The following is a 13,665-nucleotide window of genomic DNA, read 5'->3' on the forward strand; positions in this document are numbered from 1 at the left end:
GCGGACGGGGAGCTGGAGCCCGTTCTCATCCGGCCCCCGTCTCCTCGGGACCGAGCCGTTCTGCCTCTTCGTGCAGCGCGAGGATCAGCACCAGCTCCAGCCGGAGCTCGGCGAGGTCCGGCGTCGCCAGGCCGTCGAGGACGCGCATCATCAGCCTCCTGACGATGAGACGCCCCAGCGGCCACAGGGGTTTACCGGTTTACCCCTCGGATCTGAATCGTTCCCACGCCGACTGGCGGGTCATGCCCAGGGCGGTCCCGATGCGTTCCCAGCTCACGTTCCGCTCGCGCAGTTGTGTCACCCAGTCGTGCAGATTGTCGTCGACCTGAGCCTGCACGGCCGCGATTTTCGGTAGATGGTCGAGTATTTGTTGATCTGTCATGGTTTCCCAGGCGGGCAACCGCGGCTCGGTGGCGGAGGCGGCGCGTTCGGTTTCCAGAATCGCCGTGCACAGTTCTACACATTCGTTACAAATGTGAACACCGGGACCGGCGATGAGTTTGTTCACGTCCGCGGCTCCCTTATGGCAGAAAGAACAGCGGAGTTTGTCCTTCCAGTCAGGCATTCCCTGACGGTACACCCGTCAGGCCGCACCTGACAACCCCTCGGTCCTGTTCCGCCGCGAGAACTGCGCCTGCAGGATCGCCTGGCGTTCCTCGGTGATGCGCTGGCAGATCACCACGTAGGCGTCCAGGATCTGGCTGTAGGCCAGCCGCGCCTGCTCCGCCTGTTCGTACAGGCGCACGAAGAGGTCGACGTCGCCGCCGCGTTCGGCCTCGGCCAGCAACACCCGCGCCTCGCCGACGATCTCTTCCGCGCGCGCCCTCGTACGGCGCAGCAATGCCGAGCACTCCTGCAGTTCCGCCAGCCGCGCGGACGCGGCGATGAACTCGACCTTGTGCACACTCACGCCGTCCACGGCCGGCCTGCGGAGATCCGATCCCATTTCCTGCCACCTCCCGGTCAAGGTTGCCTAACTGTAGACGCGCATACCTCGCCAGTGGATCACACCACGGAACTGGGCGTATCTCGATGCACCCGGCGGAGAGGTTTCTCCCTCCCGGGAGGAAAACCTCTTTCCTGAATGCCGTTCGGTCGCACATGAATGTGGTAATTGGCGGCCCTGCCTGCGGTTTCAGAGAAATGCCGTGATTACCCGTTGTTCAGCAAAAGCCGGAGAGGAAGACGTCCGATCGGGCCCCCGGAGGCCGCGTGTTGGTCACATACTGAAAACGGAAAGCAACGGAGCGTGAGCACGGGAGTGGTGGAGCGATGCCGGCGACTGGGAACGACGACGCGGTGGACGTCAGTGTCGTCATCCCCGCACACAACTGCCGCGACTACCTGGACAGATGCCTCACGTCCGTGCTCGTGCAGCGAGTCAAGAAGGAGATCGTCGTGGTGGACGACGGCTCCACCGACGGCAGCGCCGAGCTGCTCGACCTGTACGCCTCCTACCACAAGGACTGCGTGCGGGTCGTGCACCTGGAGGGCAGCGGCGGCGCGGGCCGCCCGCGCAACGTCGGCATCGAGCACGCCACCGGCCGCTACGTGTTCTTCTGCGACGCCGACGACTACCTCGGCCCTGAGGCCCTGGAGCGCATGGTCGCCATGGGCGACCGCAACGGCTCCGACATCGTCCTCGGCAAGATCGTCGGCCACGGCCGCCGCGCGCCGATGTCGATGTTCCAGCGCAGCGCCGACCGTGTGGCGCTGGCCGACAGCACCGTCTACAACAGCCTGAGCTGCTTCAAGCTCTTCCGCCGCGACATGCTCCAGCGCCACCGCATCCGCTTCGGCGAGGGCATGTTGGTCGGCGAGGACATCATCTTCAGCGTCCACGCCTACTGCCACGCGCGGGTGATCTCGGTGGTCGCCGACTACGACTGCTACCACCTGGTCGCCAGGCCCGACGGCAGCAGCATCATGCAGCAGCCCGGCAGCCGCGACCCCATCGCCTGGCTCACCATGATCCGCGAGCCGATCCGCCTCATGGCCCGGCACGTCCCGCCCGGCCCGCTCCGCGACCACCTGCTGCGCCGGCACTTCCGGCTGGACGCCTTCGCCCAGCTCGGCTCGGTCTTCCTGGAGAGCGACGACATCCGGCGCAAGGACATCGCCCGCGAGGTCGCCGCCCTGTGCGAGGAGTGGTACACGCCGGGCGTGCACGAACGGCTGGGCAGCATCGACCGGCAGCGGGCCGGCGCGCTCGACGACATCGACCGCCTGGTGCGCCTGGCCCGCATCGAGAGCGCCACCGTGCGCCGCCGGCTGACCGGGCTGCGCTGGGACGGCGACCTGCTGGTGGTGACCGGCGCGGCCCGCCTCGACGGCATCAGCAGGGACGACGGGGTCGCGGTGATCCTGCGCTCGCGCTACGACCCGCACGCCGAGCTGGTCGTGCCCGCCCAGCGCAAGGGCGGCGAGTTCGCCGCCAGGATCGACGTCTCCGCGCTCGACTCCGGCATCTGGGACCTCCGGATCGCGGTCGAGCTGGAGGGCGTGGTGCGCCACGGCCGGCTCGGCGCCGAGCGCGACGGCGACATCACCCGGCCCGCGCCCCGGCTCGTCGGCGAGATGGCGGTGCTGCCGTACTTCACCCGCGACAACGGCAACCTCAGCATCGACGTCGGCGGCCACGTGGTGGACGTGCCCGGGGTCGCCCGCCTGCGGCGCACCCGCTGGTCCCTGGGCCACCGGCTGCTGGTGGACGGCGAGGTCAGCGTCGCCGGGGCGACGCCGCCTGCCGAGGCGGTCCGGCAGTTCGTCTGGCGCGAGCGGCGCACCGGGCGCGAGCGGACCGAGCCGGTCACGTCGTTGCCCGGCGGCACGTTCACGGCCCGGCCCGCGATCGGCCGGCTCGCGCCCGGCACCTGGGACGCCTACCTGGAGCTCGACCTGGGCGGGCCGCCCGCGCGGTTCAGGATCGAGGCCGAGGAGGAGGCGGTGGCCCCGCCGCGCCGGTGGCGGGGGGCGGCCCTGCTGCGCAGCGTGCGGCCGTACGCGACGGCCCGCAAGGGACGGCTCAGCGCGGTGGTGAGGAGGATGACGGCGCGGAGCATCGCCAGAAGAATCTTGAGGTAATTGCCATCTATGTGCAGGTGCAAGCCGATGACCTAAAGTAGGGACGTTGTTCGTCCTCTTTTGGGAGGTCGTCCCCTTTCTGGGAGGCAAGGTCGTGCACGTACCTGATGGGTTCTTCGACGCGGTGACGTCCATTTCCGCCGGGGTCGTGGCGGCCGCCGGGGTCGGGGTGTGCCTGCGCGGCGCGCGGCGCGAGCTCGACGACCGCACCGCGCCCATGGCCGGGCTGGTCGCCGCGTTCATCTTCGCCGTGCAGATGCTCAATTTCCCGGTCGCCGCCGGCACCAGCGGCCACCTGCTGGGCGGCGCGCTGGCGGCGATACTCGTCGGCCCCTATACCGGCGTGTTGTGCATGGCCGTGGTGCTCCTCGTGCAGGCCGTGTTCTTCGCCGACGGCGGGCTCACCGCGCTCGGCGTCAACGTCACCGTCATGGGCCTGGTCACCGTGCTCGTCGGGTGGGGCGTCTTCCGGCTGGTCAGCGGCCTGTCCCGGAGCAGGGGCGGGGTGACGGCGGCCGCCTTCCTCGCGGCGCTGGTCTCCGTGCCGGCCGCGGCGCTGGCGTTCACGCTGCTGTTCTGGATCGGCGGCACCGCGCCGATCGAGGTGTCGGCGGTGGCCGCCGCGATGGGCGGCGTGCACGTGCTCATCGGCCTCGGCGAGGGCGTCATCACGGCGATGACCGTCGGCGCGGTGCTGGCCGTCCGGCCCGACCTCGTGTACGGCGCCCGCGGCCTGGCCACCCCCCTGGTGCTGCGCGGCGCCACGGGCACGACCACCACCGTCGGCGCGCAGGAGCCGGCGGCGCCCGCGGCGCGCGGCGGGCTCCGGCCGTTCCTGCTCGCCGGCGTCGGGGTGACGCTGGTGCTGGCCGGACTGGTGTCGTTCGCCGCCTCCTCCTCGCCCGACGGGCTGGAGGCGGTGGCCGAGACCCACGGCTTCTCCGGCCGGGCGGCCGACCACTCGTTCGGCGGCTGGGCCCTCGCCGACTACGGTGAGGTCGGGGGCATCCCCGTCGGCATCGCCGGGATCATCGGCGTCGGGCTCGTGCTGCTCATCGCCGGTGCCGTGGCCCATGCCGCCAGGAGACGGAACAAGATCAAGGTGTGAGACGTGGGCGCGGGCCATCATCACCAGCTCTACCTGCCGGGCGACTCCGTCGTGCACCGGCTGCCGCCGCAGTGCAAGCTGCTCGCGGTCCTCGCGTTCGCGATCGTGGTGGTGGCCACGCCGCGCGAGCGGTTCTGGGCGTTCGCCGCCTACGCCGTGCTGCTCGGCGTCGTCGCGGCGGCCGCCCGGGTGCCGCTGCGGCACGTCACCCGCCGGATGGCGATCGAGCTGCCGTTCGTGCTGTTCGCGGTGCTCATCCCGGTCATCGGGCTGGGGGAGCGGGTGAGCGTCCTGGGGGTCTCGCTGAGCGTGGCGGGGCTCTGGGCGGCCTGGAACATCCTGGCCAAGGCCACGCTCGGCGTGGTCGCCTCGATCCTGCTGGCCGCCACCACGGAGCCGCGGGTGATCCTGCTCGGCGCGCAGCGGCTGCGGCTGCCGGGCCTGCTGGTGCAGATCGCCATGTTCATGCTGCGCTACATGGACGTGATCCTCGACGAGATGCGGCGGATGCGGGTGGCGCGCGAGTCGCGGGGGTTCGAGGCCAGGAACGCCCGGCACATCCCGGTGCTCGCGCGTTCGGCGGGGGCGTTGTTCATCCGCTCGTACGAGCGGGGCGAGCGGGTCCACCTGGCGATGCTGAGCCGCGGCTACACCGGCCAGATGCCGATAATTACCGATATGACGGCATCGACCGCCCATTGGGCGACCGCCCTCGCCCTGCCCGCCGCGGCCCTCGCGGTGCTCGCTCTCTCGGCCTCAGGACTGTTGTGAACTCTCTGGAAGTCAGGCAGCTCGCCTACGCCTACCCCGACGGCACCCAGGCGTTGTTCGGCGTGGACCTGTCGATCGCGCGCGGCGAGCGGGTGGCCCTGCTCGGCCCCAACGGCGCGGGCAAGACCACGCTCGTCATGCACCTCAACGGAATACTCACCGCCGGGCACGGCACCGTCACCGTGGCGGGCACCCCCGTGCGCAAGGACACCCTCAAGGAGGTCAGGCAGCGCGTCGGCCTGGTCTTCCAGGACCCCGACGACCAGCTCTTCATGCCCACCGTGCGCGACGACGTGGCCTTCGGCCCGGCCAACGCCGGCCTGCGCGGGGCGGAGCTGGACCGGGTGGTGGAGCAGGCGCTGTCCCGGGTCGGCATGCTGCAGGCGATCGACCGGCCGCCGCACCACCTGTCCTTCGGCCAGCGCCGCCGGGTGGCGGTCGCGACCGTGCTGGCCATGGAGCCGGAGATCCTGGTGCTCGACGAGCCCTCCTCCAACCTCGACCCGGCCGCGCGGCGCGAGCTGGCCGAGATCCTGCGCTCCCTGGAGGTGACCGTGCTCATGGTCACGCACGACCTGCCGTACGCGCTGGAGCTGTGCGAGCGGGCCCTCATCCTCTCCGGCGGCGTGATCGCCGCCGACGGGCCCACGCGGGAGCTGCTGGCCGACGCGGAGCTGCTGGCCGAGCACCGTCTGGAGCTCCCGTACGGTTTCGCGATCCCGGCCGTGTGACCTGGACCGCACCGGCTTGCCCTCGTATATCCAACTCTTCGTAGTCTGTGCATGCCCGGCAACGGGGCATGTCGAAGTACAGTGGCTCATCGAGGAGGGGCCAAATGAAGCTGCGGCTTGCGCGACATGCCCTGGGAGACGCCGTGGTGGTGGCCGTTGAGGGAGAGCTCGACCTGTTCACCGCACCGTTCCTCCGGGACGAGGTACGCGACGCCATCAAGCAGGACGGCGCGAAGCTCGTGCTCGATCTGCAGCAGCTGTCGTTCATGGACTCCAGCGGGTTGTCGGTGCTGATCGAGGCCTGGCGGCTGGCCACCGGGGAGGGCGGCGGCGTCTCGCTCGCCGCGCCGCAGGCGCCGGTCGCGCGCATCCTGCGCACGACGGGGCTCGACCGGCGCATCAAGGTCTACTCCGACGTGGACAGCGCCGTGGGTGAGATTTAACCGACCCCAAGTAGAACTTCATTCGGTTATCGGGTTAGGGTCCGGGATATGGACGTGAACGGATCCTCAACAATCATCTCCGGCGGCGCCAGCGGCCTCGGCGAGGCGACCGCCCGCGAGCTGGCCCGCGCCGGCGCCACCGTGGTCGTGGCCGACCTCAACGAGGAGCGCGGCAAGACGGTCGCCGACGAGATCGGCGGCGTCTTCGTCAAGACCGACGTGTCGGACGACGAGCAGGTGCAGGCGGCCGTGGACGCCGCCGTCGCCACCGGCAAGCCCCTCCGCGTGGTGGTCAACAGCGCCGGCATCGGGTGGGCGGAGCGCACGGTCAACCGTGACGGCAACCCGCACAACCCGGCCACCTACCGCAAGGTCATCGAGGTCAACCTGATCGGCACGTTCAACCTCATGCGCCTGGCGGCGGCGGCCATCGCCAGGACCGAGCCGGCCGACGCCGACGGCCAGCGCGGCGTGGTCGTCAACACCGCCTCCGTGGCGGCCCTGGAGGGCCAGACCGGGCAGCTCGCCTACTCGGCCTCCAAGGGCGGCATCGTGGGCATGACCGTGCCCGCGGCGCGCGACCTGGCGGCCATCGGCGTACGGGTGAACACGATCTGCCCCGGCATCATCGACACCCCCATCTACGGCTTCTCGCCCAACTCCGAGGAGTTCAAGGCCAAGCTCGTGGCGCCGGTCGTCTTCCCCAAGCGCATGGGCCGCGCCGACGAGTTCGCGCACCTGGTGCGCTCGCTCGTCGAGAACGACTACATCAACGCCGAGGTCATCCGCTTCGACGGCGGCATCCGCTTCCAGCCCAAGTAGCCGGGGGGTTCCTCTCGTGTCTGACGAAGTGCTCGTCGAGGAGTCCGGCAACGTCGCGATCATCACGATCAACCGCCCGAAGGCCCGCAACGCCGTGAACGGCGCGGTGGCGCGGGGGATCGCGGAGGCGCTGGACGGCCTGGACGCTCGCCCCGAGATTTCCGCATATGTCCTGACCGGTGCGGGTGGTACGTTCTGCGCCGGCATGGACCTCAAGGGCTTCCTGTCCGGCGACTTCCCGGTCGTGGAGGGCCGCGGGTTCGGCGGCCTCACCGAGGCCCCGCCGAAGAAGCCGCTCATCGCGGCCGTCGAGGGCTACGCCCTGGCCGGCGGCTTCGAGATGGCGCTGGCCTGCGACCTCATCGTGGCCTCGGCCGAGTCCACGTTCGGCCTGCCGGAGCCCAAGCGCGGGCTCGTGGCGGGCGCGGGCGGCATCATGCGGCTGCCGCGGCGGATCCCGTACCACGTGGCCATGGAGATCGCCCTGACCGGCGACCACTACCCGGCCTCGCGCCTGTACGAGCTCGGCCTGGTCAACCGCATCGCCGAGCCGGGCAAGGCCCTGGAGGACGCGCTGGAGCTGGCCCGCAAGGTGGCCGCCAACGCGCCGCTGGCCCTCGCCGCGACCAAGAAGGTGATCATCGAGTCGCAGGACTGGCCGCTGGCGGAGATGTTCAAGAAGCAGGGAGCGATCATCAACCCGGTGTTCGGCTCCAAGGACGCCATGGAGGGCGCCGCCGCGTTCGCGGAGAAGCGCGCCCCCCAGTGGAAGGGCGAGTAGCCGCCGTCCCGCCGTCACCCCCTCCCGCGCCCGCGCCCGCGCGCCGGGGCGGGAGGGGCTTTACGCGCGCATGACTCTTCCTGCGTACGGTAAAGAAAGAGGAGACGAGCTACTGGGAGAGCGCATGGGCGACTATTCGGGTTCCAGGTTCGATTCCGCCAGGCGCGGCGCAGGAGCCCTGCTCTCGGGAGCGCTCAGCGCGTTCATCATCGTGGCCGTCATGCTCGCGATCATGTGGGTCGTCGAAGGGGTCGACTTCTTCCTCAACGGCGCCCTCGACCACAACTTCGGGATCGTCGGCTGGGAGCCCGAAGGGCTGGTCGGCATCGTCTTCGCGCCGTTCCTGCACGGCGGCTTCGGCCACCTCATGGCCAACTCGCTGCCGCTGCTCGTGATGGGTTTCCTGGCCGGGCTGCGCGACGTGCGCAAGTTCCTCTGGGCCACCCTCATCATCATCCTGGTCGGCGGCCTCGGCACCTGGCTGATGAGCCCCATGGTCATCACGGTCGGCGCGAGCGGGCTGATCTTCGGGTACTTCGGCTACATCATGGCCAGGGGGCTGTTCGACCACCGGGTGCTCGACATCGTCATCGCGATCGGCGTGGGCATCGCCTACTGGGGGATCCTGGCCGGGCTGCTGCCCAACCAGGAGGGCATCTCCTGGCAGGGCCACCTGTGCGGGCTCGTGGCCGGCGTGCTGGCCGGCTGGGTGCTGCGCCGCAGGAAGCACGAGATCCCCGCCCACTGACGAGAGCGGGCGGGGACCGGCGCCGGATCGGGCTAGAGGCGCTCGACCACGTGGTCGATGCAGACCGTCAGCGCCTCGACGTCGGCCGGGTCGACGGCCGGGAACATCGCGATGCGGAGCTGGTTGCGGCCCAGCTTGCGGTAGGGCTCGGTGTCGACGATGCCGTTGGCGCGCAGCACCTTGGCCACCGCCGCGGCGTCGACGTCGTCGTTGAAGTCGATCGTGCCGACCACCTGCGAGCGGAACTCGGGCGCGGCGAACGGCGTGGCGTAGGACGACTTCTCGGCCCAGGTGTAGAGGCGCGAGGCGGAGTCGGCGGTGCGGGAGGTGGTCCAGGCCAGGCCGCCGTTGCCGTTCATCCAGTCGAGCTGGTCGGCCAGCAGGAACAGCGTGGCCACGGCCGGGGTGTTGTAGGTCTGGTCCTTGCCGGAGTTGTCGATCGCGACCGGGAGGCTGAAGAACTCGGGCACGAAGCGGCCGGAGGCGGCGATCTCCTCGACCCTGGCCAGGGCGCGCGGCGACATGAGCGCGATCCACAGGCCGCCGTCGGAGGCGAAGCTCTTCTGCGGGGCGAAGTAGTAGACGTCGCTCTGCGCGACGTCCACGGGCAGGCCGCCGGCGCCGGAGGTGGCGTCCACGAGCACGAGGGCGTCGTCGCCGCCGACCCGCTCGATCGGCATCGCGACGCCGGTGGAGGTCTCGTTGTGGGTGAGCGCGTAGACGTCCACGCCGTCCTCGGCCACGGCCGTCGGGTGGGTGCCGACCTCGGACTTGATGACGCTCGGCTCGGCCAGCCACGGCGCCTTGCCGGTGACGGCGGCGAACTTCGAGGAGAACTCGCCGAAGGACAGGTGCTGCGACTTCTCGCGCACCAGCCCGAACGCGGCGATGTCCCAGAACGCCGTGGTGCCGCCGTTGCCCAGCACGACCTGGTAGCCCTCGGGCAGCGAGAACAGGTCGGCGAGGCCGGAGCGGACGCGGCCGACCAGGCTCTTGACCGGCTTCTGGCGGTGCGAGGTGCCCATGTACTCCGCGCCGGAGGCGGCGAGCGCGGCCAGTTGCTCGGTGCGAACCTTCGAGGGCCCGCAGCCGAAGCGGCCGTCGGCGGGCTTGATGTCAGCGGGAATCACGATGTCAGCCACATGAAGGAGCCTACCGACCGGCGCGGCGTGGCTCGCACGGGGTCCGGGATCTGAGACGCGGATCTCACCGACCGATCATGACAAAACGGCCGTCGCGCGGGTGCGAGCCGCGCGACGGCCGTCCGTCTCATCCGGCGGTCAGAGCTTGCCGGCGACCTCGTCGGCGCCCGGCACGTCGCTCAGCGGGCGCGAGGACGGGCCCACGTAGTTCGCGCTGGGGCGGACCAGCCTGCCCGTGCGCTTCTGCTCCAGGATGTGCGCCGCCCAGCCGGCGGTGCGGGCGCAGGTGAACATCGAGGTGAACATGTGCGAGGGGACCTCGGCGAAGTCGAGCACCACGGCCGCCCAGTACTCGACGTTCGTGGCCAGCACGCGGTCGGGCTTGCGGGCGTGCAGCTCCTCCAGCGCGGCCTGCTCCAGCGCCGCGGCGACCTCGTAGCGGGGCGCGTCGAGCTCCTTGGCGGTGCGGCGCAGCACGCGGGCGCGCGGGTCCTCGGCGCGGTAGACGCGGTGGCCGAAGCCCATGAGCCGGTTGCCCTTGTCCAGCTCGCTCTGGACGTACTTCTTGGCGTCGCCGAGCTGCTCGACGCCCTCGATCATGTGCAGCACCCGGGCCGGGGCGCCGCCGTGCAGCGGGCCCGACATGGCGCCCACGGCGCCGGAGAGCGCCGCCGCCACGTCCGCGCCGGTGGAGGCGATGACGCGGGCGGTGAACGTGGAGGCGTTCATGCCGTGCTCGGCGGCGGAGGTCCAGTAGGCGTCGATGGCCTTGACGTGCTTGGGGTCGGGCTCACCGCGCCAGCGGATCATGAAGCGCTCGACGATGGTCGTGGCCTCGTCGACCTTGCTCTGCGGCACCATCGGCAGGCCGAGCCCGCGCGCGGACTGTGCCACGAACGACAAGGCCATCACCGAGGCGCGGGCGAGCTGGTCGCGGGCCTCCTCGTCGCTGATGTCGAGCAGGGGCTTGAAGCCATAGGCCGGAGCCAGCATGGCGAGCGCGCTCTGCACGTCTACGCGGATGTCACCGGAATGGACAGGGATGGGGTACGGCTCCGCCGGGGGCAGGCCCGGCTGGAACTTGTTGTCGACCAGCAGGCCCCAAACGTGCCCGAACGGGACACGGCCGACCAGCTCTTCGATGTCGACGCCCCGGTATCGAAGGGCGCCCCCTTCTTTGTCCGGTTCCGCGATCTCGGTCTCGAAAGCTACGACGCCTTCGAGCCCGGGTTTGAAGTCGGACATACTCGGCCGCCTCCCTTTCTGCCATGTTCCGGCAATGCAAAGCCTTGATGTCGAGATACCGGCGGGTCAATTTAACCCCCTCCCAGCTCATGCTCGGTCTCCGGACCCGCCGAAGAGTCAAAGCCGCTGGTGGGGAGCGGTGTATGGGATCTACCACACGAGCGCGCAAGAATACCGTCTCGTGGATGCCACCCCGCGCCCGCCCATGCTGGCGGGGCTCCGACGCGCGTACGAGGGCGAGCCGATGCTCGAGTCCGACCTCGCGTCCGACCCGATCGCGCAGTTCACCGTCTGGTTCGAGGAGGCGGCCGCCGCCGGGCTCCCGGAACCCAACGCCATGGTGCTGGCCACGGCCTCGGCCGGCGGCCGGCCGAGCGCCCGCACCGTCCTGCTCAAGGGCTACGACGAACGCGGCTTCGTCTTCTACACCAACTACGAGTCGCGCAAGGGCCGCGACCTGGCCGAGAACGCCCGCGCGTCCCTGCTGTTCCCCTGGCACGCCATGCGCCGCCAGGTGCGCGTGGACGGCACCGTGACCCGCATCTCCCACGAGGAGTCGGCGGAGTACTTCAACTCCCGCCCGTACGGCTCCCGCATCGGGGCGTGGGCGTCGCGGCAGTCGGCTGTCGTGCGCTCCCGGGAGGAGCTGGACGCCCGCTACGAGAAGCTCGCGGCGCGCTGGCCGGATGATCCGCCGGTGCCCGACTTCTGGGGCGGTTACCGGGTCCACCCGGTGGAGGTGGAGTTCTGGCAGGGGCAGCTCGACCGGATGCATGACCGGCTGCGCTACCGGCGGACCCCACCCGGATGGGTTCTGGAGCGTCTTGCACCTTAATGTTCGGTAAGTGGCTTTCGGGGACTTGATCAAACGTCATCTGGTGGACACCCGGCCCCTGGGGGTGCCCGCGTACCGGCGGATCTGGCTGGGCCAGGCGGTCTCGCACGTCGGGGTCGGGGTGACCGTCGTCGCGGTCGGCAAGCAGGTCTACGAGATCACCGGGTCCTCGTTCTGGGTCGGCCTGCTCGGCCTGGCCAACCTCGTCCCGCTCGTCGTCTTCGGGCTGTGGGGCGGGGCCGTGGCCGACGCCGTGGACCGGCGCAGGCTGCTGCTCGCCGGATCGGCCGTGGCCTGGGCGGCGACGCTGTTCATCCTCGCCCAGGCGCTGCTCGGCCTGGACAACGTCTACGTGATCTTCGCCGCGGTCGCGGTGAACGCCACCGGGTTCGCCATCACCGGGCCGACCCGGGGCGCGATCATCCCCCGCATCCTGGAGCCCGAGCTGGTGCCCGCCGCCAACGCGCTCAACTCGCTCGTCTACAGCATCGGCGCGGTGATCGGGCCGATGGTCGGCGGGGTGCTGCTGGCCGGCGGCGGGTACGCGGGCGCGTACGCGGTGGACGCCCTGCTGTTCACCGCCGGCCTCTACGCGGCCCTCAGGCTGCCCGCCCTGCCCCCGGCGGGCGAGGTGACCCGTCCGGGCGCGCGGGCGGTGCTGGAGGGGCTGAGCTTCATCATGCGCAGCCCCGTGCTGCTCATGTCGTTCGTCGTGGACATCATCGCCATGGTCTTCGCCCTGCCCCGCGCGCTCTACCCCGAGGCGGCGGACCTGTGGTTCGGCGGCTCGGACCTGGCGCTCGGCTGGCTGAACTCGGCCATGGCCATCGGCTCGGTCGCCGGGGCGCTGTTCTCCGGGTGGGTCGGGCGGATCAGGCGGCAGGGCGTGGCACTGGTGGTCGTCATCGCCGTGTGGGGGCTCGCCGTGGCCGCCGCCGGGACGACCCAGCACCTGTGGCTGGTGGTGGCGTTCATGGCGGTCGGCGGGGTGGCCGACGTCATCTCGTCGGTGTGGCGGCAGTCGATCCTGCAGCTCTACGCGCCGGACGAGATGCGGGGGCGCATGCAGGGGGCGTTCATGGTGGTCGTGGCCGGCGGGCCGCGGCTCGGCGACCTGCGGGCCGGGGCGACGGCCACGGTGTTCGGCCTGACGGGGGCCTGGGTCGGCGGCGGGCTGGCCTGCGCCGCCGTGGTGCTCGTGGTCGGGCTGTCGGTCGCGGGCTTCCGCGACTACCGCTCCGGCACGGTGGCCGGGCGGCGGCCCTAGCCGGCCTGCCCAGGCGGCGGGCTCAGGCGGCGCGGGAGGCGGCCTTCAGGTCGTCGAGGAAGCCCGCGTACGCGGCGTCGCGGTCCGGCGCGCGCAGCACGGCGGACGGGTGGATGGTCGCCACCGCCAGCCGGTCGCCGAGCGGTATCGGCTCGCCCCGGTGCCGCGTCACCTTGAACGTCCGCCCGAGCAGCGAGCGCGCCGCCGTCGCGCCCAGCACCACGACCACGCGCGGCTCCACGGCGGCCAGCTCGGCCATGAGCCACGGCTGGCAGGCGGTGATCTCGGCGGCCGTCGGCTTCTGGTGGATGCGCCGCTTGCCGCGCGGCACCCAGGAGAAGTGCTTGATCGCGTTCGTCACGTACACGTCGTCGCGGTCGATGCCCGCCTCGGCCAGCCCCTTGTCCAGAATGCGGCCCGCCGGCCCGACGAACGGGTGCCCCTGGCGGTCCTCCTGGTCTCCCGGCTGCTCGCCCACGAGCATGTACGCCGCCCGCCGCGGCCCCTCCCCGAACACCGTCTGCGTGGCGTTCCGGTAGAGCTCGCACCCCTCGCAGCAGGCCGCCGCGGCCCGCAGCGCGTCGAGGTCGAGCCGCTCGGGAAGGAAGTCGGCGGCGCTGTTGTTGCCGTCCTTAACCATCGTCGGTCGTTCTCCCAATAGGGTTCCCTGCGTGACCAATGTGCCCGA

At 71.0% G+C, this 13,665-nt stretch carries 16 protein-coding genes; 10 read left to right on the forward strand and 6 right to left on the reverse strand.

What is annotated here, in order from left to right; translation table 11 throughout:
* Positions 1–25 precede the first annotated feature (25 nt).
* Genes MF672_RS51355 through MF672_RS14675 form a run of 3 tightly spaced genes read right to left on the reverse strand, consistent with a single transcriptional unit; the run spans position 26 to position 946 of the window.
* Entirely contained in the window at positions 26–151 is a 126-nt protein-coding gene (locus MF672_RS51355) for a hypothetical protein (protein WP_302893212.1), read from the reverse strand.
* Between the two features lie 48 nt (positions 152–199).
* The gene (locus MF672_RS52105; protein WP_407654725.1) at positions 200–565 is read right to left on the reverse strand and encodes a ClpX C4-type zinc finger protein; all 366 of its coding nucleotides are present in this window, start codon (positions 563–565) and stop codon (positions 200–202) included.
* Between the two features lie 18 nt (positions 566–583).
* Complete coding sequence (locus MF672_RS14675) at positions 584–946, reverse strand: hypothetical protein (protein ID WP_247815249.1); 363 nt, start codon at positions 944–946, stop codon at positions 584–586.
* A 326-nt stretch (positions 947–1,272) separates the two neighbouring features.
* Here MF672_RS14675 and MF672_RS14680 point away from each other — a divergent pair, with 326 nt between their 5' ends.
* The 8 genes from MF672_RS14680 to MF672_RS14715 all read left to right on the forward strand — a co-directional run bounded on the left by MF672_RS14680 (position 1,273) and on the right by MF672_RS14715 (position 8,488).
* Positions 1,273–3,084: a glycosyltransferase family 2 protein gene (locus MF672_RS14680; RefSeq protein WP_247815250.1), complete on the forward strand. Its 1,812-nt coding sequence runs from the start codon at positions 1,273–1,275 to the stop codon at positions 3,082–3,084.
* Between the two features lie 94 nt (positions 3,085–3,178).
* A complete protein-coding gene (locus MF672_RS14685; RefSeq protein ID WP_242375346.1) occupies positions 3,179–4,192 on the forward strand; it encodes an energy-coupling factor ABC transporter permease in 1,014 nt (337 codons plus the stop codon).
* A gap of 3 nt (positions 4,193–4,195) precedes the next feature.
* The gene (gene cbiQ / locus MF672_RS14690) at positions 4,196–4,963 is read left to right on the forward strand and encodes a cobalt ECF transporter T component CbiQ (RefSeq protein WP_242375345.1); all 768 of its coding nucleotides are present in this window, start codon (positions 4,196–4,198) and stop codon (positions 4,961–4,963) included.
* The gene (locus MF672_RS14695) at positions 4,960–5,694 is read left to right on the forward strand and encodes an energy-coupling factor ABC transporter ATP-binding protein (protein WP_242375344.1); all 735 of its coding nucleotides are present in this window, start codon (positions 4,960–4,962) and stop codon (positions 5,692–5,694) included. The genes cbiQ and MF672_RS14695 overlap by 4 nt, the downstream gene beginning before the upstream one ends.
* Positions 5,695–5,798: 104 nt before the next feature.
* The gene (locus MF672_RS14700) at positions 5,799–6,137 is read left to right on the forward strand and encodes an STAS domain-containing protein (protein WP_051112646.1); all 339 of its coding nucleotides are present in this window, start codon (positions 5,799–5,801) and stop codon (positions 6,135–6,137) included.
* Positions 6,138–6,185: 48 nt separating this feature from the next.
* A complete protein-coding gene (locus MF672_RS14705) occupies positions 6,186–6,959 on the forward strand; it encodes an SDR family NAD(P)-dependent oxidoreductase (protein WP_242375343.1) in 774 nt (257 codons plus the stop codon).
* A 16-nt stretch (positions 6,960–6,975) separates the two neighbouring features.
* The gene (locus MF672_RS14710; RefSeq protein ID WP_242375342.1) at positions 6,976–7,740 is read left to right on the forward strand and encodes a crotonase/enoyl-CoA hydratase family protein; all 765 of its coding nucleotides are present in this window, start codon (positions 6,976–6,978) and stop codon (positions 7,738–7,740) included.
* A 124-nt stretch (positions 7,741–7,864) separates the two neighbouring features.
* On the forward strand, positions 7,865–8,488 hold the full coding sequence (locus MF672_RS14715; protein ID WP_242375341.1) for a rhomboid family intramembrane serine protease: 624 nt from the start codon (positions 7,865–7,867) through the stop codon (positions 8,486–8,488).
* Positions 8,489–8,520: 32 nt separating this feature from the next.
* On the opposite strand, the gene serC is transcribed toward MF672_RS14715, so the two are convergent.
* Both serC and MF672_RS14725 read right to left on the reverse strand, forming a co-directional pair.
* The gene (serC, locus tag MF672_RS14720; protein WP_242375340.1) at positions 8,521–9,630 is read right to left on the reverse strand and encodes a phosphoserine transaminase; all 1,110 of its coding nucleotides are present in this window, start codon (positions 9,628–9,630) and stop codon (positions 8,521–8,523) included.
* A 138-nt stretch (positions 9,631–9,768) separates the two neighbouring features.
* On the reverse strand, positions 9,769–10,875 hold the full coding sequence (locus MF672_RS14725) for a citrate synthase 2 (RefSeq protein ID WP_242375339.1): 1,107 nt from the start codon (positions 10,873–10,875) through the stop codon (positions 9,769–9,771).
* A 181-nt stretch (positions 10,876–11,056) separates the two neighbouring features.
* Here MF672_RS14725 and pdxH point away from each other — a divergent pair, with 181 nt between their 5' ends.
* Both pdxH and MF672_RS14735 read left to right on the forward strand, forming a co-directional pair.
* Entirely contained in the window at positions 11,057–11,710 is a 654-nt protein-coding gene (gene pdxH, locus MF672_RS14730; RefSeq protein WP_242375338.1) for a pyridoxamine 5'-phosphate oxidase, read from the forward strand.
* 43 nt (positions 11,711–11,753) lie between these two features.
* On the forward strand, positions 11,754–12,977 hold the full coding sequence (locus tag MF672_RS14735; RefSeq protein WP_242375337.1) for an MFS transporter: 1,224 nt from the start codon (positions 11,754–11,756) through the stop codon (positions 12,975–12,977).
* 22 nt (positions 12,978–12,999) lie between these two features.
* Here the strand turns inward: MF672_RS14735 and MF672_RS14740 are convergent, their stop codons facing one another.
* The gene (locus MF672_RS14740) at positions 13,000–13,617 is read right to left on the reverse strand and encodes a UdgX family uracil-DNA binding protein (protein WP_242375336.1); all 618 of its coding nucleotides are present in this window, start codon (positions 13,615–13,617) and stop codon (positions 13,000–13,002) included.
* Between the last annotated feature and the right edge of the window lie 48 nt (positions 13,618–13,665).

This window comes from Actinomadura luzonensis (assembly GCF_022664455.2).
GTDB classification, from domain to species: domain Bacteria; phylum Actinomycetota; class Actinomycetes; order Streptosporangiales; family Streptosporangiaceae; genus Nonomuraea; species Nonomuraea luzonensis.

What these genes read in the sequence shown, in the direction of transcription:
- MF672_RS51355 (WP_302893212.1), bottom strand. Translation starts at nt 151, where the DNA reads ATGATGCGCGTCCTCGACGGCCTGGCGACGCCGGACCTCGCCGAGCTC.
- MF672_RS52105 (WP_407654725.1), bottom strand. Translation starts at nt 565, where the DNA reads ATGCCTGACTGGAAGGACAAACTCCGCTGTTCTTTCTGCCATAAGGGA.
- MF672_RS14675 (WP_247815249.1), bottom strand. Translation starts at nt 946, where the DNA reads ATGGGATCGGATCTCCGCAGGCCGGCCGTGGACGGCGTGAGTGTGCAC.
- MF672_RS14680 (WP_247815250.1), top strand. Translation starts at nt 1,273, where the DNA reads ATGCCGGCGACTGGGAACGACGACGCGGTGGACGTCAGTGTCGTCATC.
- MF672_RS14700 (WP_051112646.1), top strand. Translation starts at nt 5,799, where the DNA reads ATGAAGCTGCGGCTTGCGCGACATGCCCTGGGAGACGCCGTGGTGGTG.
- MF672_RS14705 (WP_242375343.1), top strand. Translation starts at nt 6,186, where the DNA reads ATGGACGTGAACGGATCCTCAACAATCATCTCCGGCGGCGCCAGCGGC.
- MF672_RS14715 (WP_242375341.1), top strand. Translation starts at nt 7,865, where the DNA reads ATGGGCGACTATTCGGGTTCCAGGTTCGATTCCGCCAGGCGCGGCGCA.
- MF672_RS14725 (WP_242375339.1), bottom strand. Translation starts at nt 10,875, where the DNA reads ATGTCCGACTTCAAACCCGGGCTCGAAGGCGTCGTAGCTTTCGAGACC.
- MF672_RS14740 (WP_242375336.1), bottom strand. Translation starts at nt 13,617, where the DNA reads ATGGTTAAGGACGGCAACAACAGCGCCGCCGACTTCCTTCCCGAGCGG.